This window comes from Parviterribacter multiflagellatus (assembly GCF_056863265.1).
Genome location: NZ_JBXPIZ010000006.1, coordinates 375,879 through 398,797 on the forward strand (window position 1 = coordinate 375,879; position 22,919 = coordinate 398,797).

General features: G+C 74.8%; 21 protein-coding genes and 1 pseudogene. 12 read left to right on the forward strand and 10 right to left on the reverse strand.

Annotation, left to right across the window (positions count from 1 at the left end):
- The first annotated feature begins 150 nt into the window (after positions 1–150).
- Positions 151–2,730, forward strand: a complete 2,580-nt coding sequence (locus tag AC1UE5_RS15355) for an EAL domain-containing protein (protein ID WP_482924987.1) — start codon at positions 151–153, stop codon at positions 2,728–2,730.
- 12 nt (positions 2,731–2,742) lie between these two features.
- Here AC1UE5_RS15355 and AC1UE5_RS15360 read toward each other — a convergent pair whose 3' ends face one another.
- Positions 2,743–3,114, reverse strand: coding sequence for a TSUP family transporter (locus AC1UE5_RS15360; protein WP_482924988.1), 372 nt, complete (start codon positions 3,112–3,114; stop codon positions 2,743–2,745).
- Positions 3,111–3,473 (reverse strand): TSUP family transporter, encoded by a 363-nt coding sequence (locus AC1UE5_RS15365; protein ID WP_482924990.1) that lies wholly within the window; start codon positions 3,471–3,473, stop codon positions 3,111–3,113. The genes AC1UE5_RS15360 and AC1UE5_RS15365 overlap by 4 nt, the downstream gene beginning before the upstream one ends.
- 19 nt (positions 3,474–3,492) lie before the next feature.
- Between AC1UE5_RS15365 and otsB the strand changes: the two genes are divergently transcribed.
- Together otsB and AC1UE5_RS15375 are read left to right on the forward strand one after the other, a co-directional pair.
- Positions 3,493–4,296, forward strand: coding sequence for a trehalose-phosphatase (gene otsB, locus AC1UE5_RS15370; protein ID WP_482924992.1), 804 nt, complete (start codon positions 3,493–3,495; stop codon positions 4,294–4,296).
- 3 nt (positions 4,297–4,299) lie between these two features.
- Complete coding sequence (locus AC1UE5_RS15375; RefSeq protein ID WP_482924994.1) at positions 4,300–4,830, forward strand: hypothetical protein; 531 nt, start codon at positions 4,300–4,302, stop codon at positions 4,828–4,830.
- On the opposite strand, the gene AC1UE5_RS15380 is transcribed toward AC1UE5_RS15375, so the two are convergent.
- Entirely contained in the window at positions 4,831–5,544 is a 714-nt protein-coding gene (locus AC1UE5_RS15380; protein ID WP_482924996.1) for a DUF554 domain-containing protein, read from the reverse strand.
- Positions 5,545–5,582: 38 nt separating this feature from the next.
- Between AC1UE5_RS15380 and AC1UE5_RS15385 the strand changes: the two genes are divergently transcribed.
- Complete coding sequence (locus AC1UE5_RS15385; RefSeq protein WP_482924998.1) at positions 5,583–6,551, forward strand: glycosyltransferase; 969 nt, start codon at positions 5,583–5,585, stop codon at positions 6,549–6,551.
- On the opposite strand, the gene AC1UE5_RS15390 is transcribed toward AC1UE5_RS15385, so the two are convergent.
- Positions 6,440–7,177: a pyridoxamine 5'-phosphate oxidase family protein gene (locus tag AC1UE5_RS15390; RefSeq protein WP_482925000.1), complete on the reverse strand. Its 738-nt coding sequence runs from the start codon at positions 7,175–7,177 to the stop codon at positions 6,440–6,442. The two genes, AC1UE5_RS15385 and AC1UE5_RS15390, sit on opposite strands and share 112 nt — an antisense overlap.
- 67 nt (positions 7,178–7,244) lie before the next feature.
- Between AC1UE5_RS15390 and pdxR the strand changes: the two genes are divergently transcribed.
- Positions 7,245–8,795 carry a MocR-like pyridoxine biosynthesis transcription factor PdxR gene (gene pdxR / locus AC1UE5_RS15395; protein WP_482925002.1) on the forward strand — a complete coding sequence of 517 codons (1,551 nt, stop codon included), beginning with the start codon at positions 7,245–7,247 and terminating at the stop codon, positions 8,793–8,795.
- A gap of 35 nt (positions 8,796–8,830) precedes the next feature.
- Here the strand turns inward: pdxR and AC1UE5_RS15400 are convergent.
- Positions 8,831–9,481, reverse strand: a pseudogene (locus AC1UE5_RS15400) (MBL fold metallo-hydrolase); the annotation flags it as partial.
- A gap of 84 nt (positions 9,482–9,565) precedes the next feature.
- Here AC1UE5_RS15400 and AC1UE5_RS15405 point away from each other — a divergent pair.
- Positions 9,566–10,165 carry a TetR/AcrR family transcriptional regulator gene (locus AC1UE5_RS15405; protein ID WP_482925004.1) on the forward strand — a complete coding sequence of 200 codons (600 nt, stop codon included), beginning with the start codon at positions 9,566–9,568 and terminating at the stop codon, positions 10,163–10,165.
- Here the strand turns inward: AC1UE5_RS15405 and polX are convergent, their stop codons facing one another.
- Positions 10,166–11,920 carry a DNA polymerase/3'-5' exonuclease PolX gene (gene polX / locus AC1UE5_RS15410; RefSeq protein WP_482925006.1) on the reverse strand — a complete coding sequence of 585 codons (1,755 nt, stop codon included), beginning with the start codon at positions 11,918–11,920 and terminating at the stop codon, positions 10,166–10,168.
- Positions 11,921–11,942: 22 nt separating this feature from the next.
- On the opposite strand from polX, the gene AC1UE5_RS15415 reads away from it, so the two are divergent.
- The 4 genes from AC1UE5_RS15415 to AC1UE5_RS15430 all read left to right on the forward strand — a co-directional run bounded on the left by AC1UE5_RS15415 (position 11,943) and on the right by AC1UE5_RS15430 (position 15,890).
- Complete coding sequence (locus AC1UE5_RS15415) at positions 11,943–12,752, forward strand: polyprenol monophosphomannose synthase (RefSeq protein WP_482925008.1); 810 nt, start codon at positions 11,943–11,945, stop codon at positions 12,750–12,752.
- On the forward strand, positions 12,749–13,450 hold the full coding sequence (locus AC1UE5_RS15420) for a hypothetical protein (RefSeq protein ID WP_482925010.1): 702 nt from the start codon (positions 12,749–12,751) through the stop codon (positions 13,448–13,450). The genes AC1UE5_RS15415 and AC1UE5_RS15420 overlap by 4 nt, the downstream gene beginning before the upstream one ends.
- Before the next feature lie 8 nt (positions 13,451–13,458).
- The gene (trxA, locus tag AC1UE5_RS15425) at positions 13,459–13,782 is read left to right on the forward strand and encodes a thioredoxin (protein ID WP_482925012.1); all 324 of its coding nucleotides are present in this window, start codon (positions 13,459–13,461) and stop codon (positions 13,780–13,782) included.
- A 116-nt stretch (positions 13,783–13,898) separates the two neighbouring features.
- A complete protein-coding gene (locus tag AC1UE5_RS15430) occupies positions 13,899–15,890 on the forward strand; it encodes a PKD domain-containing protein (protein WP_482925014.1) in 1,992 nt (663 codons plus the stop codon).
- Positions 15,891–16,010: 120 nt separating this feature from the next.
- Here AC1UE5_RS15430 and AC1UE5_RS15435 read toward each other — a convergent pair whose 3' ends face one another.
- Both AC1UE5_RS15435 and ileS read right to left on the reverse strand, forming a co-directional pair.
- Complete coding sequence (locus AC1UE5_RS15435) at positions 16,011–16,343, reverse strand: MGMT family protein (protein ID WP_482925016.1); 333 nt, start codon at positions 16,341–16,343, stop codon at positions 16,011–16,013.
- Between the two features lie 52 nt (positions 16,344–16,395).
- Entirely contained in the window at positions 16,396–19,518 is a 3,123-nt protein-coding gene (ileS, locus tag AC1UE5_RS15440; protein ID WP_482925018.1) for an isoleucine--tRNA ligase, read from the reverse strand.
- Between the two features lie 156 nt (positions 19,519–19,674).
- Between ileS and AC1UE5_RS15445 the strand changes: the two genes are divergently transcribed.
- Complete coding sequence (locus tag AC1UE5_RS15445) at positions 19,675–21,282, forward strand: ABC-F family ATP-binding cassette domain-containing protein (RefSeq protein ID WP_482925020.1); 1,608 nt, start codon at positions 19,675–19,677, stop codon at positions 21,280–21,282.
- A 64-nt stretch (positions 21,283–21,346) separates the two neighbouring features.
- Entirely contained in the window at positions 21,347–21,535 is a 189-nt protein-coding gene (locus tag AC1UE5_RS15450; RefSeq protein ID WP_482925022.1) for a hypothetical protein, read from the forward strand.
- A 97-nt stretch (positions 21,536–21,632) separates the two neighbouring features.
- Here AC1UE5_RS15450 and AC1UE5_RS15455 read toward each other — a convergent pair whose 3' ends face one another.
- Both AC1UE5_RS15455 and AC1UE5_RS15460 read right to left on the reverse strand, forming a co-directional pair.
- A complete protein-coding gene (locus tag AC1UE5_RS15455) occupies positions 21,633–22,502 on the reverse strand; it encodes a MerR family transcriptional regulator (protein WP_482925024.1) in 870 nt (289 codons plus the stop codon).
- Between the two features lie 85 nt (positions 22,503–22,587).
- Positions 22,588–22,824, reverse strand: a complete 237-nt coding sequence (locus AC1UE5_RS15460; protein ID WP_482925026.1) for an excisionase family DNA-binding protein — start codon at positions 22,822–22,824, stop codon at positions 22,588–22,590.
- Between the last annotated feature and the right edge of the window lie 95 nt (positions 22,825–22,919).

Sequence of the window (22,919 nt, forward strand, 5' to 3'; positions counted from 1 at the left end):
GGAACGGTTCTCGTCGGTGCGAGAGCAGGGCCTCAGCGTTCGGCAACTTCGCCGCCGCCGGCGCGAGGTGCTGACAGGTTTCGGGCCGCGATGAGCAGGTTCCGAACCTGAACACCGGTGCTCCGCACGGGCGCGCCAGCTTCGCCGGGCATGCCGTCCAGAGCGCTCAGCCGGGGCGCCGCACCGGTCGACACCTCGTGGGAGCCGATGACGAACGGAGCCTTCCCGACCCTGTCCTCGCCCGCGGAGCACGACGCCCGCGTGCAGGCGTCCGCGCACGAGCGCGCAGCCGAGACGATCGTGGCCGTCGCCACGCTCGGCCGCCGCGCGCTCGCCGGCGCGGCGACGCCCGCGCTGGTCGAGGAGGCCGTCGCGATCGGCCACCGGATGCTCGGGCTCACGGCCGCCGCGGTCCTCGAGCGCGCGGCGGACGACCGGCTCGTCGCGGTCGCCGCGCGGCCCGTCACCGCCGGGCCCGCCGTCGCTGCGGCGTTCGCCGGCCTCCCCCTTCCCGCGCCGTCCACCGGCCCCGCCGTCGTGGACGTCACGCTGGCCACCGACGCGGGCCCGCGGCCGGCCCGCGCGCTCTGCGTGCCGCTGCCCGGCCCCGGTCCTGCGCGCGTCCTGGTCGGGCTCGCGGAGGCCGACCGCGTCCTGCACGACCACGAGGTCGCGGCGGTCGAGGCGCTCGCCACCGCGCTGTCCGCGGCGACCGCGCGGGACGCGGCCCGCGATGCGAGCGCGCCGCCGCAGACCGACGCGCTGACCGGGCTGCCGGACCGCCAGGCGTTCCTCGCGGCGCTGGAGCGGACGCTCGCGCGCGCGGCCGACGACGACACCGTCGCGGTGATCCTGCTCGACCTCGACCGCTTCAAGCTCGTCAACGAGACGCGCGGGCACGAGCTCGGCGACGAGCTGCTCGTCGCCGTCGCGCGGGCGCTGGCCGGCGATGTTCCGACCGGCGCCACGCTCGCGCGCCTGGGCGGCGACGAGTTCGCCGTCGTGTGCGACGGCCTGGCCGGCGAGGGCGGGGCGATCGCCGTCGCCGCGCGGCTCCTCGCCGCCCTCACCGATCCCATCGCCATCGATCCGCACGAGCTGTACGTGAGCGCGTCGGCCGGCATCGTCGCCGCCGCGCCGAGCACCGCGGACGCCGAGGCGCTGCTGCGCGACGCGGACGTCGCGATGTATCGCGCGAAGGAGCGCGGCGGCGGCCGCTACGAGCTGTTCGACCAGGACATGCGGCGCCGGCTGCTCGCCCGCACGCGGGTGGAGGACGGCCTGCGCCGCGCGCTCGCGCGGGACGAGCTCGAGCTCCACTACCAGCCGATCGTGTCGCTCGACGAGCCGCGCATCCTCGGCGTCGAGGCGCTCGTCCGCTGGCAGCACCCCGAGCTGGGGCTCGTGTCGCCGTCGGAGTTCGTGCCCGCCGCCGAGGAGACCGGACTCATCCTCCCGCTCGGCCGCTGGGTGCTCCAGGAGGCCTGCCGTCAGGCCGCGCGCTGGGCCGCGGACGCGCGCATCGCGCTCGACTACGTCTCGGTCAACCTCTCCGGGCGGCAGCTCGCGGACCCCGCGCTCGTCGACGACCTGGCGGAGACGCTGCGCCGCACCGGGCTCGCGCCCGAGCGCCTGGCGCTCGAGGTCACCGAGAGCGTGCTGATGGAGGAGACCGCGTCCCCGACCGCGGTCCTCCAGCAGCTGCGCGAGCTCGGCGTCCGGCTGATGCTCGACGACTTCGGCACCGGCTACTCGTCGCTCAACCACGTCAAGCGGTTCCCGGTCGAGACGATCAAGGTCGACCGGTCGTTCGTCGCGCACGTGGCCGAGGACGCGAGCGACCGGCACATCGTGCGCGCGGTCGTCGGCCTCGCGCGAGCGCTCGACATGACCGTCGTCGCGGAGGGCGTCGAGACGACCGAGCAGGCGCGCTGGCTGCGCCGGCTGGGCGTCACGACCGCGCAGGGCTTCCGGTTCGCCCGCCCGGCGCCGGCCGAGGCGACGGGCACGCTCCTCGCGGAGGGCCTGCCCACGGACCGGTTCGCCGCGGTGTACCGGCCGCTCGTGCCGGTCGCCGACGCGCCTGCGACCGCCAGCGCGCCGGCCGAGGACGAGCCGGCGGAGGAGCCGCAGGCCGAGGGCGCGGGCGTCACGCTCCAGCAGGCCGCGACGGCGCTGGGCGTCTCGCACAGCACGATCCGCCGCTGGGCCGACGACGGCCGCCTGCGGTCGACGCGCACGCCGGGCGGCCACCGGCGCTTCCCGCTGGCCGAGATCCGCCGTCTCGGCGCCGCGACGGCGCGCCCCGCGCGGGTGCGCTCGGCGCCGCTGCCCGCCGCCGCGATGCCGGCCGTCGCCGACTGCCTGCTCCGCCACGGCGAGGAGCTGTACGTCGCCACGATGCGGCAGGTCTACGAGGGCGGCGGCGACGGGTGGTTCGCCTCCGAGCGCGGCCGCACGCTCGTGCTGCCGTGGATCGGCGCGATCGCCCAGGCCGCGCGCGGCGGGACGTACGCGACGGCGGTGACCGCGACGCGCACGCTGATGGTGGAGGCCGACCTCGCCGGCACGCGGCGGCTCGAGCGCCTGTGCCTGATCGAGCGCTTCGGCGACATGGCGGCGCGGGCGCTGCAGTCCCAGGGCGCCGGGCGGGAGGACATGGTCGCGGCGCGGCGGCTGTTCCTGCGGCTGCGCGACGAGATCGTCGACGACGCCCGGGCCGCCGGCTGAGCGGCCGCCGGGTCAGGCCGCCTCGGCGCGCAGCGCCCGCCGCGCGAGCTGCCACGCGACGAACAGCAGCAGCGCGGCGAACCCGACCTCCAGCGCCCGCTCCGGCAGCCAGTTCGCCACCACGACGCCCGCGACCCCGCCGGCCACGCCGAGCAGCCCGAGCGCCACCGACTCGCGCTCGCGCACGTTCCCGTACCGGCGCTGCCGGCAGACGCCGACCAGCGCCGTCGGGACGATCGCCAGCAGCGACGTCGCCTCCGCCTCCAGGTGCGACAGCCCGACGAAGAGCACCAGCGCCGGCACGAACAGCGAGCCGCCGCCCACGCCGAGCATGCCGGCCACGACGCCGGCGAGCACGCCCACGACCGCCGCCTCGACGATCACGGGATCAGCAGGTCGACGGCGACGCCGGTGAGCAGGAGCGCGAACAGCCCGGACAGCACCCGCAGCGGCACCCGCTGCTGCAGCCACGTCCCCAGCAGCACGCCGCCGACGGCCGGGATCCCCACCAGCAGACCTTCCGCGACCTGCACGTTCCCGTACAGGCCTTGCGCCATGGCGGCGGCGGACGCGACGATCGCGATGGCGCCAAGCGACGTGCCCGTCGCCTCGCGCTCCCCGTATCCGAGCCACAGCACCAGCAGCGGCACGATGACCACTCCTCCGCCCACCCCGAACAGCCCGCTGAAGAGCCCGCCGAGCGTCCCGATCGCGAGCAGCACGGGCCATCGGCGGGCGGGCATGGCGGCATAGACTAAGCCGATGTCCGCCGCCGCCACGCTCGCCGAGGCCGTCGAGCCGCTGCGCGCCGACAAGGCGCGGTCGGCCGTGCTCCTGGACGTCGACGGGACGCTCGCCCCGATCGTCCGCCACGCGGACGACGCGCAGGTCCCGGAGGCCACCCGCTCCATCCTGATCCAGGTCGCGCGCCAGTACGGCGTGGTCGCCTGCGTCAGCGGCCGCCAGGCCACGATCGCCCGCCGCATCGTCGCGCTCGGCTCGATCGCGTACGTCGGCAACCACGGCACCGAGCTGCTCCAGCCCGGCGGGACGCAGGCCGAGCTGGACCGCGAGGCCGCCGCCTGGCAGCGGCGCGTGCACCAGTTCGCCGACGGCGTCCACGGGGAGGAGCTGCGCCGGCTGCGCGTCCGCTTCGAGGACAAGGGGCCGATCGTCGCGTTCCACTGGCGCGGGACGCCCGACGAGGACGCGTCCGAGCTGGCCATCCGCGGCATCGCGGACGCCGCCGAGTCCGCCGGGTTCCACACGCACTGGGGCCGCAAGGTGCTCGAGGTGCGTCCGCCGATCCCGCTCGACAAGGGCCGCGGCATCCACTGGCTCCTGCGGGACGCCGACCTGGACACCGCGGTCTACGTCGGCGACGACCGCACGGACATCGACGCGTTCACCGGGCTGCGCGACCTCGTGGGGAGCGGCCGGCTCGGCACCGCGGTGTGCGTGGGCGTGCGCTCCGACGAGACGCCGGACGAGCTGGAGGCCGCGGCCGACCTCCTGGTCGACGGGCCGCGCGGCGTGCGGAAGCTGCTCCAGGCGCTCGCCGACTGAGCGTTGCGGTTCGTCGACTTCCTGAAGACGACCGTCCTGGCGTGTGCCGGCGCCGCCTCGGTGCTGGGCGCGCTGACCATCCGCACCGTCGCGCTCGACGGCGACACGTCGCTGCTGACGTTCGCGCTGACCTGGTGGGCGATCGCCGCTGTGCTCGGCGCCGTGCTCGGGCGGGAGCGGTCGACGCTGCCCGCCATCGCGCGGCTGCTGGCGGGCGCGCGGGCCAGCTCGTCGCTGCCCGAGCACAGCTCACCGGGCCGGATGCTCGCCAACCGCCTCTGGCCGCTGCTCCTGCTGATGGTGCTGTCCGCCGGGCTCGGCTGGCTGTGGCCGCAGGTGCCGGCGATCGCCACCGGCTTCCTGCTCGTCTGGGCGCTGTACTGGCGGCGGCAGGAGGCAGCGGTGACGGCGATCGAGGAACGCGACGGCGTGGCGTTCTACCTGGAGCGGACGAAGCCGTGGAAGGCGATCCAGCTCGTGCGCACGCCGGGCTTCCGCCGGATCAGCGCGCCGACGCTCAACGGCGCGTCGTAGCTAGAACGCGTCGACGATCGTGGCGAGGAGCGGGGCCACGATCAGCGCCGGCAGGTAGTTGCCCACCTTGACGTCCTTGACGTCGAGGAGCTTGATCGCGATGCCGATGATGAGCACGCCGCCCGCGGACGTGAGCGCGTCGAGCGGCAGGCCGACGAGGATGTCCTCGAACAGCCCGGCCCCGAGCGTGATCCCGCCCTGGATGACGAGCACCGACACCGCGGCGAGGCCGACGCCGGGGCCGAGCGCGGCGGCCAGGGCGACCGACGCGAAGCCGTCGAGCACGGCCTTCGTGGTGAGCAGCTCGATGTCGCCGTGGAGGCCGTCGTTGATCGAGCCGAGCACGGTGAGCGGGCCGACGCAGAAGAGGAGCGTCGCGGTGAAGAACGCCTCGCTGACGGTCGACTCGTGGCCGTCGGTCTCCGGCCCGGCGAACCGCGCCTGCAGGCGGTCGCCGAGCGCGGACAGGCGCTCCTCGATCCGCAGCAGCTCGCCGACGATGCCGCCGACGAGGACCGCGAACATGACGATGAGGATCAGGTTCTTCGGGTCCTCGCGCCACTGCAGCGCGTTGTCGATCCCGAGCACGAGCGTGACCATCCCGAGGCCCGCGAGCACGCGCTGGTGGACGCCCTCGGGCAGCCTGTGGCCCGCGAGGGCGCCGATGAGCGTCCCGAGGAGGACGGTGCCGACGTTGATGAGGGTCCCGGTCACGCGGCGTCGGAGGATGGCAGCCGCGTAGGTTGGGCGGCGTGCCCGTCGACGTCCTGCTCGTCTCGCTCGGCTCCACCCACGGGTGGCGCGTGGCCGACGCCGCGCTCGCCGAGTCGCTGCGGCGCGCCGGGGCGTCGGTCGCGGTCGTCGAGACGGCGCGGCCCCGCGAGGTCCGCACGTTCGCGCTCACCGACCTCGTGTGGGCGCTCGCCGCGCGCCGGGCCGCCGCGGCCGGGATCGCCGAGCACGCCCCGCGCTCGATCGTCTACTCCACCTCGACCGCCGCGCTCCTCTGGCCGCGGCCGGGCGCGATCCGCTTCGACGCGCTCGCCGCCGAGAACCGGCCCGGCCGGCACGGGTTCTGGCAGCGGCCGCTGGAGCGCCGGCGCCTCGCCCGCGCGCCGCTCACCCTCCCGATGAGCACCGTGGCGCCCGGGCCTGCGGGGCGCAGCGTCGTGGTCCCGCCGCCGATCGCGCCGTCCGGCCCGCCGCCCGCCGAGCGCGACATCGCGGCGCTGATCTACGCGAGCGACCCGGTGAAGAAGGGGCTCGCGCGGGTGCTCGACGCGTGGGCGCGGGTGCGGCGCGACGGGGAGGAGCTGGTGGTGGTGACCGAGCACCCGCTGCCCCCGCAGCCCGGCGTGCGGGTCGAGCAGGTGCGCGGCGCGGCGTTCCGCGAGCTGGTCCGGCGGGCGCGCGTGTACGTCGTCGCGCCGCGCCGGGAGGACTTCGGGATCGCGCAGCTCGAGGCGCTCGCGGACGGCTGCATGCTCGTCACCACCGACGCACCCGGCCCGTACGAGGCGCGGGAGCTGGCCCGGCAGCTCGACCCGCGCCTCGTCGGCGACGACCTCGCCGGCGCGCTGCGGACCGCGCTCGACGACCCCGCGCCCGGCTACGCGACGCGGGCGGCCGCGCTCGTCGCGCGGTTCTCGCCGGAGGCCGTCGACGCGGTGGTCGCGTCGGAGGTCGTCCCGCGGCTGCTCGGGGACCAGCCGGTGAGGTGAGCGCCGGGCGCGACGCCCGGCAGGTTGCGGGGGTCGGGCACGAGCGCGCCGGCGGTCAGCGCCAGCGGGATGACGCCCGCCCACACCGGCAGCGCGTAGTCCTCCTCGTCGTCGCCCGGCCCGCCGGTGCGGAGCTTCGCGCTCGCCTCGTCGAGCGGGAGCGCGAGCACGCTCGTCCCCTTCAGCTCCTGCCGCGTCGGCACGCGGACCTCGTCCCAGCGGCCGGGCAGGAGGCCCTCGGTGAACGCGTGCAGCGCCTCGTGCTTCTCGAACGGATCGGTCACGGTGCGCAGCTCTCCGACCACGACGACGCTGCGGTAGTTCATCGAGTGGTGGAACGCCGACCGCGCGAGCACGACCCCGTCGACCAGCGTCGCGGTGATGCTCGCCGTCACGCCGTCCGTGCCGGCCTCGCGCATCATGCGGGAGGCGGCCGAGCCGTGCAGGTAGACCGTGTCGTCGACGCGCGCGTGGAGCGTCGGCATCGCGAACGGGACGCCGTCGTGGATGAACGCGAGGTGGCAGATCAGCGCCTCGTCGAGGATCGCGTCGATGGTCGGCCTGTCGTACACGCCGCGCTTGGGAACGCGGCGGACCTTCGTGCGGGCGGTCGGGGCGGGCGTCATGGTCCGGCATGATCGTGCGTGATTGGTCTTGCGGGAAGGTCCAATGACGCGGTAGAAGATCGGACCAATGGATCTGCAGCTCTCGCTGTCGCCGGACGGCGGCCCGCGCGGCCGCCAGCTCGAGCGCCAGCTCCGCGACGCCGTGCGCGACGGCCGGCTGCGCCCCGGCACGCGGCTCCCGCCCACCCGCACGCTCGCCGCCGACCTCGGCGTGTCGCGCGGCGTGGTGGTGGAGGCGTACGAGCAGCTGGTCGCGGAGGGGTGGCTGGTCGCGCGGCGGGGTGCGGGGACGGTCGTGGCCACGACCACGCCCGCCGCGCCGCCCACCGCTCGCCCGCCCGCGCCGCCCGCCGCCGCGCCGCTCATCACCGCCGGCCCGCCCGCGATGCCGGCCGCCTTCCTCGCGCCCGCCGCGCCGCCCGCGTACGACCTCCGCACCGGCCACCCAGACGTCTCCGCCTTCCCCCGCGCGGCCTGGGCCGCCGCGGTCGGCCGCGCTGCCCGCAGCGCCCCCGATGCCGTGCTCGACTACGGCGACCCGGCCGGCCTGCCGGTCCTCCGCGAGGCGCTCGCGGCGTACCTCGGTCGCGCGCGCGGCGTGATCGCGGCGCCGCGGGACGTCGTGATCACCGGCGGCGTCCACGCCGGGCTCCACCTCGTGTGGCGCGCGGCGGGGGCGCGGCGCGTGGCGATCGAGGATCCGGGCTGGCGCCGCCAGCGCCAGAGCCTCCTCCACGCGGGGTGCGACGTCGTGCCGGTGCCGGTCGACGCGGGCGGCCTCGACGTCGCCGCGCTGCGCGCCGCCGGCCCGATCGACGCGGTGTGCGTCTCCCCCGCGCACCAGTACCCGACCGGCGTCGTGCTCTCGCCCGCGCGGCGCGCCGAGCTCATCGCGTGGGCGCGGGAGCACGACGCGCTGATCGTCGAGGACGACTACGACGCCGAGTACCGCTACGACCGCGGGCCTGTCGGCGCGCTGCAGGCGCTCGCGCCCGACCGCGTCGTCTACGCGGGGTCGGTGAGCAAGACGCTCGCGCCGGCGCTGCGGCTCGGGTGGCTCGCGGCCCCGGCGTGGCTGTCGCCCGCGCTCGCGGCGGAGGCCGACGCCGCGGCCCGCGCGATCCCCGCGCTCGACCAGGCCGCCTACGCGGAGCTCCTCGCGCGCGGTGAGGTCGACCGTCACCTGCGCCGCACCCGCCGCCGCTACCGCCCGCGCCGCGACGCGCTCGTCGCCGCGCTGGAGGAGCACCTGCCCGAGCTCGCGGTGACCGGCATCGCGGCGGGACTTCACGTCGTCCTCGGGCTCCCACCCGAGGCCGACGAGGACGCCGTGGTCGCCGCCGCGGCACGCGCGGGCGTCCGGGTCGAGGGCCTGCACACCACGTGCACGACCGTCGCCCCGCACCCGCCCGCGCTCCTGCTCGGCTACGCCGCGCTCCCCGAGCCGGCTCTCACGCGCGCAGCCGCGCTCCTCGCCGACGCGATCCGTGCGGCGGGTCAGGCGGCGACGGGCGCGGGAAGCGGGACGCGCTCGCCGACCTCCACCACGCGCGCGGGCACGCCCTGCTCGTCCGCCAGCGCGGCGAACTCCTGCGCCGGCCGCTCGAGCGCGACGTAGACCGGCGGGTTGTGGATCGCGTCGTAGTGGATCGGCACCGCGAGCCGCGCCCGCAGCGCCCGGGCGGCCTGGACCGCCTCGGCCGGCCCCATCACCGCCGCGACCTCGCTCGCCGGCTGCCGGTGCGGCAGGCTGACGACGGGCCCGTTGACGGGGAGGAACGCGACGTCGATCGGGCCGGTGCGCATCACCGCGCGCCACCACCAGCCGTGGAGCAGCGTGTCGCCGGCGTGGAGGATGCGCGTGCCGTCGGCCTCGACGATCCACGAGACCTGCTCGTCGCCGAAGCCGTCCGCCGCGGGGATCGCCGTGACGGTGAACGGGCCGACGGTCACCGTCTGCCACGGCGCCATGACCCGCGTCCGCAGGCCGTGCTGGCGCAGGCCCGCCTCGGCGACCTCGGTCCCGCCCGTCTCCAGCAGCTCGCCGTACATCGGCGCCGGCCGGAGCACGAGCCCCTCGGGCTTCAGCGCCCGGGCGAGCGCCCCTGGATCGGCGTGGTCGGAGTGCAGGTGCGTGACCAGCGCCAGCGTCGCCGCGCCCGGCGTCGCGGGCGGCAGCTCCGTGTGCGCCTCGCCCATGTACTGCGCCATCGGCGCGACGTCCTCCAGGAGGTCGATCACCGCGACCGTCCCGTCCTCCGCCGTGATCTCCAGTCCCGCCCAGCCCAGCCGTCGGATGTCCATCAGTGCAACTCCTCGTTCGTTTAGCTACCGATCGGTCGGACGCTAACAGAAGATGGCGACCGAGCGGTAGGTAAACTGCGCGCCATGCCCCGCCGCTCCGCTGCCGAGGCCCGCGCCACCAAGCGCTCGATCGTCGAGCGCGCCGTCCGCATCTCCTCCGTCGACGGGCTGGAGGGCCTGACGATCGGACGCCTCGCCGCGGACCTCGAGATGAGCAAGGCCGGGGTGCTCGGCCACTTCGGCACGAAGCAGGCGCTGCAGCTCGCCGCGCTCGAGTCGGCGGTGGAGGAGTTCACGCAGCTCGTGTGGGAGCCGGCGACCGCGCTCCCGTCCGGCCTCCCGCGGCTGCTGGAGATCGTCGACCGCTGGATCGCGTACCTCTACGACGGTCCGCAGCCGGGCGGGTGCTACATCACCGCGGCGGCGTGCGAGTTCGACGGCCGCGAGGGCCCGGTCCGCGAGGCGGTGCGCGACGAGGTCGAGCGGTGGATCCGCGTGCTGGCCTACGAGGCCCGCGTCGCCGTCGACGCCGGCGACCTCCCGCCGGACACCGACCCCACCGCCCTCGCCTTCCAGCTCAACGCCATCGCGATGGGCACCAACCAGGCGATCCAGCTCCTCGGCGACATCCACGCGCCCGACCGCGGGCGCGCGGCGCTGCGCGCCGCGCTCGGCGTCAGCTAGCTACGACGCGGCGGCGCGGCGGGCGCGCTTGCGCAGCGCGAGGAACTCGTCGAGCGGGCGCGTGTTCGCGACCTGCTCCGCCGTGACCCATCCGCGGCGCGCCGTCGCGATCCCCCATCGCACGAGGGCGAGCTCGCGGACGCCGTGCGCGTCGGAGTCGATCAGGAGCGTCACGCCCGCCGCAGCGGCGTTGCGCGCGTGGACGTCGTGGAGGTCGCGGCGGTCGGGCGCGGCGTTGATCTCCAGCATCGTCCCCGTCCGCGCGGCCGCCTCGATCACCGCGGACATGTCCACGGGGTACGGCTGGCGCTTCTCGATCTTCCGGCCCGTCGGATGGCCGATCGCGTCGATCCACGGGTGCTCGCACGCCGCCACGATCCGCGCCGTCATCGCGTCCGCGCCCATCTGGAACTGCGTGTGCACCGACCCGACGACCCAGTCGAGCTCGGCCAGCAGGTCGTCGTCGTAGTCGGGCGAGCCGTCCGGGAGGATGTTCGTCTCGGTCCCGATCAGCAGCGTGATGCCGTCGATCTTCTCGTTCGCCTCGCGCACCCGCTCGATCTGCCGCCGCAGCTCGTCGGGCGTGACGTGGTTGCCGAACCCGTGCGTCGCCGAGTGGTCGGTGTGCGCGAGGTACTCGTAGCCCCGCGCGCGGGCCGCCTCGGCCATCTCCTCGATCGTGTTCCGCCCGTCCGACGCGACCGTGTGCGTGTGCACGTCGCCGCGCAGGTCGGCCTCCTCGATCAGCTTCGGGAACGCGCCGCCGTTCGCCGCCACCTCCAGCTCGCCGCGCCCCTCGCGCAGCTCCGGCGGGATCCACGCCAGCCCGAGCCGCTCGTAGACCTCCTCCTCCGTCGCGCACCGCGTCGTCTCGCCGGTCGCGTCGTCGAGGATGCCGTACTCGCTCACGTGCAGCCCGCGCCGCACCGCGGCCTCGCGCAGCTGCATGTTGTGGTCGCGCGAGCCGGTGAAGTGCTGGAGCAGGTTGCCGAACTGGTCGGGCTCGACCACGCGCAGGTCGATCGACAGGCCGGAGTGCGTCCGGCCGCGCGCCGCGTTCTCCCCCGCGGAGCCGGCCGACTCGATCACGTCCAGCTCCCCGAACGCCGCGGTCAGCGCCGCGGGATCGGACGCCGTCGCGATGATGTCGAGGTCCTTGACGGAGTCCGCCAGCCGCCGCGCGCTGCCGGCCAGCTCGACCTTCTCCGCCGCCGGATGCGCCCGCAGCGCGCCGATGACCTGCTCGGCGATGCCGAGCGCCTTCGGGAGGAGGAACCGCGGCGCCGGCCGCTCCGCCACCCCCGCCGCGAACGCCGCCAGCACCGACTCCTCGAACTTCGGGCCGAACCCGCGGACGCCGCGCAGCTTCTCGCTCTCGGCCGCGACGCGGAGCGCCTCCAGCGAGTCGATCCCGAGCTCGTCGAACAGCTTCTTCGCGCGCTTGGGCCCGAGCCCCGGCAGCCGCGTCATCTCCACCAGCCCGGGCGGGAACTTCGCGCGGAGCTTCTCGAGCGCGGGGATCGTGCCGGTCTCCAGCAGCGCCCCGATCTTCTCCTCGAGCGTCTTGCCGATGCCGGGCAACGACGTCACGCGCCCCTCACGCGTCAGCGTCGCGACCGACACCGGCGCGTCGCGGATGGCCTTCGCCCCGTTGCGGTAGGCGAGGACGCGGTGCACGACCGCGCCGTCGAGCTCGTAGAGATCGCCGAGCTCGTCGAAGTACGCGGCGATCCCGGCGTTGGAGAAGTCGGGCACGTGAATACGATACGTCGCTTCCATGGAGCGCGGACCCGCCTGGCTGATCCTCCCGACGTACGACGAGCGTGAGAACCTCGAGGCGATCGTGCGCGCGGTGCTGCCGGTGCTGGAGCGCAGCCGCGCCAACGGGCACAAGGTCCTGATCGTGGACGACAACTCGCCCGACGGCACGGGGCAGATCGCCGACCGGCTGGCGGCCGAGCTGCCCGTGGTCGAGGTCCTTCACCGCGACCGGCCGATGGGGCTCGGGCCCGCCTACCTGGCCGGCTTCGCGCACGCGCTGGAGCACGGCGCCGGGCTGGTCCTGGAGATGGACGCCGACTTCTCGCACTCGCCCGCGGACGTCGAGCGGCTGATCGCGGCGGTCGACGAGGGCGCGGACGTCGCGCTCGGCTCCCGCTACGTCACCGGCGGCGGCGTGACCGACTGGGGCCTGCTGCGGCGGTTCGTCAGCCGCGGCGGCTGCTGGTACGCGCAGGCGGTCCTCGGCCTCCACGTGCACGACCTCACCGGCGGCTTCAAGTGCTTCCGCCGCGAGGTGCTGGAGGCGATCGACCTCCCGACCGTGCGCTCCAAGGGGTACGCCTTCCAGGTCGAGCTGACCTACCGCGCGGTCCAGCAGGGCTTCAAGGTCGTCGAGGTGCCGATCACCTTCCGCGACCGCGAGCTGGGCCGCTCCAAGATGAGCTGGCGCATCGCGAGCGAGGCGTTCGTCCTCATCCCGAAGCTGCGCCGCCGCCGGCCGCCGAGCGGGCAGGACGCCGCTCCTCCGAGATCCGTCCACCAGGCTGTGGCGGACCCGGCGGAGCAGCCGACTGCTCAGGCGTGAACGGTCGCGAGCTCGCGGTCGCGCGCGGGTGGGACGACACGCGGGCGACGCTGCGCAGGTGGAACGCCGCCCCCGGGGCGGTCCTCGGCCCGTGGGTGCGGGTGAGCGTCGCGATCGCCGTCGCGCTGCTGGCGACCGTCTGGCTCGTCGCGCTGCTCGTCACGCCGGATCCGACGCCGATGGCCTACGCCGGCGTCACCCACGACGCCACGGTGGGCGACGCCGCGTTCTTCTTCGGGCGCAACCTGCTCGTCCTCGCGCTCCACGCGCTCGCGTGCCTGGCCGGCTTCATCGCGAAGTCGTCGCTGCCGCTGGAGGCCGCCGACTACAGCGGGCTGTGGCGGCGCGTCCACGACCGCGCCGGCCCGCTGGCGATCGCCTTCGTCGGCCTGGCGACCGTCTTCTCGCTGGCGACCCAGGCGTACGCGCTCGGCTCCGGCCTCTCGACGCTCTCCGCGCAGTGGGACGTCGCGCCGGGCGCGCTGCTGCTCGTCGTGAGCGTCCACGCGCTCCCCGAGCTGACCGCCGTGTTCCTGCCGCTCGCCGCCTGGCTGATCGCCGCGCGCGCGGGGCGGTGGGAGGAGCTGATGGCCGCGACGTTCGCGACGACGGCGCTCGCGCTCCCGGTCGTCGCGCTGGCCGCGATCGTCGAGGTCACGCTCACCCCCTGGCTGCTCGAAGCACTTCACTTCGTATAGTCCAGGACATGGCCGACCTCACGAACGTCTCCGACGACAACTTCCAGGCCGAGGTGCTCGAGAACGAGCAGCCCGTCCTCGTCGACTTCTGGGCTCCGTGGTGCGGTCCGTGCCGGGTCGTCGCCCCCGTCCTCGAGGAGATCGCCGCCGAGCGGCGGGACCTCCGGATCGTGAAGCTGAACGTCGACGACAACCAGCGCACGGCCGCGCAGTACGGCGTCATGTCGATCCCCACGATGATCCTCTTCAAGCACGGCCAGCCGGCCAAGACGATCGTCGGCGCCTACCCGAAGAAGCGCCTCGAGGCCGAGCTCGAGCCCGCGCTCGCCTAGCACCAGCCTTCCGACATCGGCCTTTGCACGAGGGGCGCCCACCGGGCGCCCTTCGTCGTTCGTGGCCGGATGTCGGGGTGGCGTGCCGCCGCTCTGTGACGTAGCGTCACGCGGCGATGTTCCGGAGAACCCTGCGCGCGCTGGCCGCTCTCGCCACGCTGCTGACCTGCGCGCTCGCGCCCCCCGCCGTCGCAGCGTCCACCTGGCAGACGGAACCGGACCCGATCGTGAGCGGGAGCGGCACCGGCATCACCTCGACGGCCCTCTCGTCCGCGGTGCGCGGTCTTACGTACGTCGACAGCGGCACGCTCAAGCTCGCCGCGCGCCCCGCCGGCGCGACGGCGTACGTCCACCGGACGGTCAGCCCGACGGGAGCGGCGAGCAGCGCGGTGGCGGCGGTCGGCGAGACGCTCGTCGTCGCCTGGCGTGACGCGTCCCGCGTGCGCGTGCGGGAGAGCGTCGCGGGCGGCGACCTGGCGGCGGCGCGGGACGTGCCGGGCTCGAACGGCTCAGGGGCGCTCCAGCTCGTGGCCCTCGACGACGGGACCGTGCTCCTCACGCAGGCGGCGGCCGGCGCGGTGAACGTCTGGCGGCGCCCGGCAGGCGGTGGCGCGTTCGTCGCCCTGCCGCCGGTGATGCTCACCCCGGTCGAGACCGTCTCCGACCTGGTGCTGCGCGCGACGCCCGCGGGCGGCGCGGTCCTCGCGGTCGGCAGCGGCTCGTCGGCCCCGCCGATGACCGTGAGCTCCGTCCGCGCAGCTCGCTACCGCGCGAACGAGGGCACGTTCACGCCCGCGGAGCCGGTCGACAGCCGCTCGTACCTGAACGGCACCCCGATCGAGGCGAGCCTCGGCGTCCATGACGTGATCGAGGGCGCGGACGGCGCCGTGCGCGTCGCCTACCGCGAGACGTCGTCGGTCTTGGCCATCGACAGCACCTCCCGGCTGTTGGTGCGCGAGCGCAGCCCCGCGGGCACGTGGGACACCCAGAAGACCGTCGACTCCGTCACGAGCAACACCACGGGCGGCGTCGGTGTCCCCCCGAGCGGCGTCCGGCTCCTGCCGGCGGGTGAGGGAGCGCTCCTCGCCTGGACCTCGGCCCAGCCGGGCGCGAGCGGGCCGGTGCCGATGCCGCCACCACAGCCGGTGACGCTGTGGATCGCGCGCAGCGCCGACGGCTTCGCGAGCAGGTCCGCGCTCCTCACGGCCGCCACGAGCGGCGAGGCGCTCGAGACCCGCGGCGGCACCGAGCTGGGCGACGGACGCTCCGCGCTGCTCGTGCACCGCGCCTCCGCGCTGCGCGCGCTGACACTCGACGCGCACGGCGCGGTTGCGTCCGACGAGCTGCTGCCCGGCGGCGACGCGCCGCAGCTCGCGTCGGTCGCCGGCGACGGCGCGGGCTCCGTGCTCGCGGCGGTGACGCGCCTCGGCGGGGGCGGCACGGTCGCGCACCAGGTCTCGTTTCTCGACGGCGGCGTGCCGGAGATCGGGGCGCTCGACGTGCCGGAGGCGGCGACCGCCGGCCAGCCCGTGCGGCTCTCCGCGACGGTGGTCGACAACGACCGCGTGGACGTCACGTGGGAGCTCGGCGACGGGCGGACGGCCGAGGGCGCGACGGTGGAGACGAGCTACGCGGTGCCCGGGACGTACGTCGTGAAAGTGACCGCGACCGACGGCGGTGGGAACACCGCGACGGCCGAGGCGACGATCGTCGTCGGCGAAGCTCCGCCTGCGCCGGGCTCGCCGGCGCCGGCGCCGGCGGCCCCGTCACCGAAACCGCAGCCGCTCCCGGAGGAAGCCGGGCTCGCGCCGCGACTCACCGACGTGCGCTTGTCGCGCCGGACGCTGATGCGGAGCGGACCGGGCTCGACCACGACGCTGTCGTGGCGGCTGCCGCGCGAGGCGACCGTGCGCATCGCGGTGCAGCGGCTGGCGCAGGGCTACGCGAGCGGCAAGCGCTGCCTGGCGAAGCGGCCGAAGGGCAAGGGCCGCAAGCGGTGCGTGCTCGTGACCACCCGCAAGACCGTCGCGGTCTCGGCGCCCGAGGGCTCGGGACGTACACGCTCTCCAGCAAGGGGATGCGCCCGGGCCCGTACCGGCTCTCGGTGACCGCGGCGCCGCGCGGGGGCGGCGCGGCGACGAAGCCGGAGCTGGAGCGCTTCACCGTCCGATAGACGGTGGCGAGCGCCGGAGCGCCCGCGCCTCGCGCAGGCGCTCCGGCGCGGCCGCTCAGGCCGCCTCGGCCTCCCCGGCCTCCCCGGCCTCCGGCACCGGAGCCGGGCGGAACCGCAGGTCCTGCGGCGCGCGGGCGCCCTCGAACGGGACGCCCTCCTGCACGAGCTTGGCCCGCACCTTCTCGGGGTCGCCGAGCGCGGTCGGGGCGACGGAGCCGTCGCCCTTCAGCACCCGGTGCGCGTTGGGCAGCTCGTACCGCACGAACGCCTGGTTGAGGTGGCGCGTCAGCGCGAACGGCGCGTCCATCGCCTTGACGAGGTCGCCGTAGCTGGTCCAGCGGCCGGGCGGGATCTGGTCCAGCGCGGCGCGGAGCTTGGTGGTGTCCATGCGCCGCCGTAGCCCGGCGGCGCACCACGTTCGCCCCGCGCGCGCTGCGGCGTCAGGCGCGCGTGAGCGCGATGCGCAGCTCGCGGCCCTCGATCGTCGCCGCCTCCGCGCTGCCGTTGGCCGCCGCGCCGTCGTACGACACCGAGGTCGCGAGCACCTCGCCGGTGACGTAGGCCTCGTGGGCCTGCGCCGCCGCGAGCAGGTCGTCGTCGCCGCCGAGCACGAGCGCGATGCGGTCCTCGACCTCGAGGCCCGCGTTCTTGCGCGCGTTCTGCACCGCGCGCACGACCTCGCGGGCCAGGCCCTCACGGCGCAGCTCGTCGTCGAGCTCCAGGTTGAGCGCCACCGCGTGCGCCGCCTCGCGCTCGACCTGGTAGCCCTCCAGCGGCTCCAGCCGCAGCTGCAGGTCGTCGGGGCCCAGCTCGTGCTCGGTCCCGCCCACGTTGACGCCGACCGTGCGGCCCTCGCGCAGCGCCTCCGCGACACCCGCCGGATCCAGCGCCGCGATCGCGGCGGCGGCCTGCGGCATGTCCTTCCCGAAGCGCGGGCCCAGCGTCCGGTAGTTCGCCTTGATCTCGTACGAGCCGAGCTCCTCCGCCCGCTCGACGAACCGCAGCGCCTTGACGTTGAGCTCGTCGCGGACGATCGCCTCCAGCCGCTGGATCGCGTCGCGCTCGCGGCCCGGCGCGACCACCACGGCCTCGCGCAGCGGCTGGCGCACCTTGACCTTCGCCGCCCCACGCGCGGAGTGCCCGAGCCGCACCGCGTCGCGCGCGACGGCCATGTCGCGCTCCAGGTCGAGGTCGCGCGGGCCGGCCACCGGCCAGTCCGTCAGATGGACCGACGGCTGGCTCCCGTCGAGGTTCTCGTAGACCGCGTCGGCGAGGAACGGGGTGAACGGCGCGAGCAGCTGCGACACCGTCACGAGCACCTCGCGGAGCGTCGCGAACGCGTGCGGGTCGCCGTCCCAGAAGCGGCGGCGGGAGCGGCGGACGTACCAGTTGGAGACGTCGTCGACGAGCGTCGCGATGGCGCGCCCGGCGAACGTCGCGTCGAAGCCGTCGAGCCGCTCCGTGACCTCCTCGACCGTCGCCGCGAGCCGCGACAGCACCCACTGGTCGAGCGGCTCCGACGAGGCGCCGGCGTCGACCGTCGCGACGTCGTTGACGTTCGCGTACTGCACGTAGAACCCGTACGTGTTCCACAGCTGCCGCATGAACAGCCGGACGCCCTCGCCCACGTCGCGCGTGGTGAAGCGGTAGCCGTCCCACGGCTGCTTGGACGTGAAGAAGTACCAGCGCAGCGCGTCCGCGCCGAACTCGTCGATGACGCCCCAGGGCTCGACGATGTTGCCCTTCGACTTGGACATCTTCGACCCGTCCTCGTCGAGGATGTGGCCGAGGCAGACGACGTTCTTGAAGTCGCTCTTGCCGAACAGCAGCGTCGACACCGCCAGCTGCGAGTAGAACCACCCGCGCGTCTGGTCGATCGCCTCGCAGATGTAGTCGGCGGGGAACCGCTGCTGGAAGTGCTCCTCGTTCTCGAACGGCGCGTGGTGCTGCGCGAACGGCATGGCGCCCGAGTCGAACCAGACGTCGATCACCTCGGGCACGCGCTTCATCTTGCGGTGGCACTCCGGGCACGGGAACTCGACCTCGTCCACGTACGGGCGGTGCGGGTCCTCCAGCCGGACGCCGCTCAGCTGCTCCAGCTCGTCGAACGAGCCGACGACGTGCACGTGGCCCTCCGAGCACCGCCACACCGGCAGCGGCGTGCCCCAGTAGCGCTCGCGCGACAGGGCCCAGTCGACGTTGTTCTCCAGCCAGTTGCCGAAGCGCCCGTGCTTGATGTGCTCCGGGTACCAGGTGACCGACTCGTTGGCCGCGAGGAGCTCCTCGCGCAACTCGGACGTCTTGATGTACCAGGCCGGCTTGGCGTAGTAGAGGAGCGGGTCGCCCGAGCGCCAGCAGAACGGGTACGAGTGCTCGTACTCCTCCGCCCGCAGGAGCTTGCCGCGCGACTCGAGGTCGGCGATCAGGTCGCGATCGGCGTCCTTGACGAACCGGCCCGCGTACTTGCCGATGCGCTCGTCGTACGTGCCGTCGAGCCGGACTGGGTTGACGACGTTGAGCCCGTACCGCGCGCCGAGCTGGAAGTCGTCCTCGCCGAACGCGATCGCGGTGTGCACGAGGCCGGTGCCGTCGTCCGCGGTGACGAAGTCCGCGAGCAGCACGGTGTGGCCGCGCTCGCCGTACTCCTTGCCGGGGATGTAGGGGAACGGCGGCTCGTACCGCACGCCGTCCAGCGCCGCGCCCGGGAAGCGGTCGAGGATCTTGACCCCGTCCTCCTCCGTCCCGAGCACGCGCTCCACCAACGCCTCCGCGACGATGACCGGCGCGTCGAGCTGGCCCGGCTTCGCGCGCACGTAGGTCATCTCCGGATGCACCGCGACGGCGGCGTTGGAGACGAGCGTCCACGGCGTCGTCGTCCACACGATCAGCTCGTCGCCACGTTGCACCGGCCCGCCGTCCTCGACGACCGGCAGGCGCACGTAGACCGACGGGTCGACGACGTCCTTGTAGCCCTGCGCGACCTCGTGCGACGACAGCGCCGTGCCGCAGCCCGGGCAGTACGGGACGACCTTGTGCCCCTCGTAGAGCAGGCCCTTGTCGGCGATCTGCCGCAGCGCCCACCAGATCGACTCGATGTACGTCGGGTCGAGCGTCCGGTACGCGTTCTCCAGGTCGACCCAGAAGCCGATGCGCTCGGTCAGCGCGTCCCAGTCCTCGAGGTACTCGAACACCGACTCGCGGCACTTCTGGTTGAACTCCGCGATGCCGTACTGCTCGATCTCGTGCTTGTTCTCGATGCCGAGCTGCTTCTGCACGGCGATCTCGACCGGCAGGCCGTGCGTGTCCCAGCCGCCCTTGCGCTCGACCAGGTGCCCGCGCATCGTCTGGAAGCGCGGGTAGATGTCCTTGAAGACCCGCGCGAGGACGTGGTGCACGCCGGGCTTGCCGTTCGCGGTCGGCGGACCCTCGTAGAAGACCCAGGGCTTGGCGCCCTGGCGGCGGCGGACCGACTCGCGGAAGACGTCGCGGTCGCGCCAGCGCGCGAGGACGTCCTGCTCGAGGTCCGGGAACGACTGGTTCGGGTCGACAGGACGGTGGGCCATGTGAGCGTTGGATTCTACGAGCGGCGTTGCTACCTTCGGATGTGGCCCTCGGGGCCGTCTCATGCGCATCTCCTGAGAACGAACACGCCGCACCGCCCACGCCGCGCCGATCGCGCGGCGTCCGCCCCGTTCTCACCGCAGTCCCAGGAGTCCCGCATGCCAGCGACGCTGCTCGACGCGTCCGCCATCACCACCACCCACGGTGCGCGCACCGTGCTCGACGCCGTGTCCGTCCACGTGGACGCCGGCAGCCGCATCGGCCTGATCGGGCCCAACGGCTCCGGCAAGTCGACGCTCCTGCGCGTGCTCGCCGGGGTCGACGCGCCGGACGCCGGCGAGGTGCGCGCCTTCGGCACCGTCGGCTACCTGCCGCAGGTCGTCGACGACGGGCGCGGCCTCACCGTGCGCGAGTCGATCCTGGAGCGGATCGGCGTCGCCGGCGCCGCGCGGGCGGTCGACGCCATGGAGGCGCGGCTGACCGAGGGCGACCTCGACGCCGTGGAGCCGCACGCCGCGGCGCTCGACCGCTGGCTCGCGCTCGGCGGCGACGACGCGGACGCGCGTGTGGCCGCCGCGGTCGCCGACGCCGGCCTGCCCGCGGAGCTGCTCGACCGGCCGCTCGCGTCGCTGTCCGGCGGCCAGGCCGCACGGGCGGGCCTCGCGTCGCTGCAGGCCGCGCGGTTCGACGTCGTCCTGCTCGACGAGCCCACCAACCACCTCGACGCGGACGGCCTGCGCCGGCTGCGGGCCCTGCTGGGCGCCCGCAGCGGCGGCGTCGTGCTCGTCTCCCACGACCGCGCGCTGCTCGCGGACGTGGCCGACGAGCTGGTGGAGCTCGACCCGCGGACCGGCGGGGCGACGCACTACGCCGGCGGCTGGGAGGCGTACGAGCGCGAGCGGGAGCTGGCCCAGCAGCGCGCGCAGGACGCGCACGACGCCGCGGTCGCCCAGCGCGACCACCTGGTCGCGGTGGAGCGGGAGGTGCGCCGCCGCAGCGCCGCCAACGTCAGCCGGTTCGGGAAGAAGCCCAACGACAACGACAAGCACGCGCGCGAGTGGGTGACGTCGCGGGCCGAGGGCGCGCAGAACCGCGCGCGCAAGCTCGGGGACCGGGCCGCACGCGTGGAGGTGCCGGACGCGCCGTGGCGGCACGCGCCGCTGAAGCTGACGTTGACCGCGGGCGAACGCACCGCGGGCGACGTCGTCGCGCTCGACCGGGCGGTGCTGGAGCGCGGGAGCTTCCGCCTCGGCCCGCTCGACCTGGCGATCGCCACCGGCGAACGCGTGCTGCTCCGCGGGGCGAACGGCTCGGGGAAGTCGACGATCCTCGCCGCGCTGGCCGGGACGCTGCCGCTCGCCGGCGGCACGCGGACGGTCCACCCGACGGCGACGATCGCCGAGCTGGGCCAGCACCGCGAGGCACTGGCGGGCGAGCGGCCGCTGACCGACGAGGTGCGCGCGCTGACCGGGCTCGACCAGACCGGCGCGCGCACGGCGCTGGCCGCGTTCGGGCTCGACGCGCAGACGGTGGAGCGGCCGGCCTCGACGCTCTCCCCGGGCGAGCGCACGCGGGCGGAGCTGGCGATCGTCGCGCACCGCCGGGCGACGCTCCTGCTCCTCGACGAGCCGACCAACCACCTCGACGTCGAGTCGCTCGAGGTACTGGAGGGCGCGCTGGAGGAATGGCCGGGCGCGCTCGTCGTCGCGACACACGACGAGCGGCTGCGTGGCGCGCTGCGGATCGACCGGGAGATCGACCTCTGAGACGTTCGTCCACGCTGGGTGCAACCGCTCGTGCAGGCGGCCGACCACACCGAAGGCAAGGATCATGAACCCCGTCTCCGGTGCCCTCGAGCTGCGCGTCATGGCGATGAACATGTCTGACGTCCGGCAGACGATCTCGGCGGTCGGTCAGCAGCAGGCGGTCGCACCCGCCTCTGGTGCCCAGAGCACGCAGCAGACCGCCGACGTGATCCTGCAGCTGTCTGCCGCCGCGCAGCAGCTGCTCAAGCACTAGAACGCGAAAACGGACAGCCCACGGAGGGCCATCCGTCTCCACCCCGCAGGCGGGCCCCTTCAACCGGGCCCGCCGAGGGGTGTGGAGCGCCGCGGCGTCAGCCCGCGTTGAAGCGCTCGGCGCGGGCGCCGTCGCGGGCGACCGTCTCCAGGTCGGCGAGGAGCTTCTCGCGCGCCGCCAGCGGACGCTCGCCCAGCCGCGGCACCGTGCTCGCGCCGGTCTCGGGGAGCGCGCCGCGGAAGTCGTAGACCGTGCACTCCGAGCCCGCGCGGCGGGCGGCGTAGACGAGCCGGCCGAACGTGTCGAGCGACGCGCCCTGGCCGACGAGCACCACCGCCGACGGCGTCAGCGCGGCGAGCGCGCGGCCGATGCGGAGCGGGTCGAGGTCGATCGGGAGCGTCAGCGTGCGCGTGCCGGCGCGGCGCATCACGAGCTCGAGCGCCTGCGCGTAGAGCCCGTCGAGGTCGAGCGGCTTGGTCGCGTCGAGCAGCACGACGCCCTCCTCGCGGTGCGCGGGCGGGGACGTGCGCAGGTGCGCGCTCAGCCAGCCCGTCGCCCAGCGCCAGCCGAAGCCGTACTCGGGCGACTGGCGCTCGCCGGCCTCGCCCAGCGCGCCGATCGCGGGCAGGAGGATCTCCTCCACCGTGCGCTCGACGGAGCGGACCGCGAGCGACTCCTCCAGGAGCCGGTCGGACGCGGCCTCGTCGAAGCGCGCGAGCATCGACTTCAGCCGCATGGGGGACGACGGGCCGGTGCCGCGCTCCCGCGCGATCGAGATCGCCGACGAGACGTTGTGCGTCTCCTCCAGCGCCTGCCGGAGCGCGTCGATCTCGGCGAGCTCGAACTGCCGGTGCCCGCCCTGGCTGCGCCGCGGGGACGGGAACCCGAAGCGCCGCTCCCAGCTGCGCAGCGTGTTGGGGCTCACCCCGAGCATGGCTGCGGCGGCGTTCGTTCGGATCGCGCTCATGCCACAGGTATCGAGCGTTGGTGAGGTTTGCGCAACCTCCGCAACCCCTGATGCAGTTCGGGCGCGTCCTTGCAGGCTGAAGGAGCTATGCGTGCCCCGCCGTACGCGCAGGCGATTCGGCGCCGGCGGAGTTGCCGCCGAGCGACGCGAGGAACTCGTCGAGCTGCTCGACGGAGAAGCGACGCTGCCCGCCGGGCGTGCGGTACCCGCGCAGGTGGCCCGCGTCGGACCAGCGCCGCACGGTGGACAGGGACACGCCGAGGTGCCGGGCCGCCTCGGACGTCGAGAGCCCCAGGCGTGAGGAGGCGCGATCGATGCTCATGTGGACAGGGTTCGACAGCTTTGGCCAGATGCCAAGGGAACCGTTCGCTTTGCACAGCTTTCGGCGCGGTTTGCCGCACTCGGGGGAACTTCAGT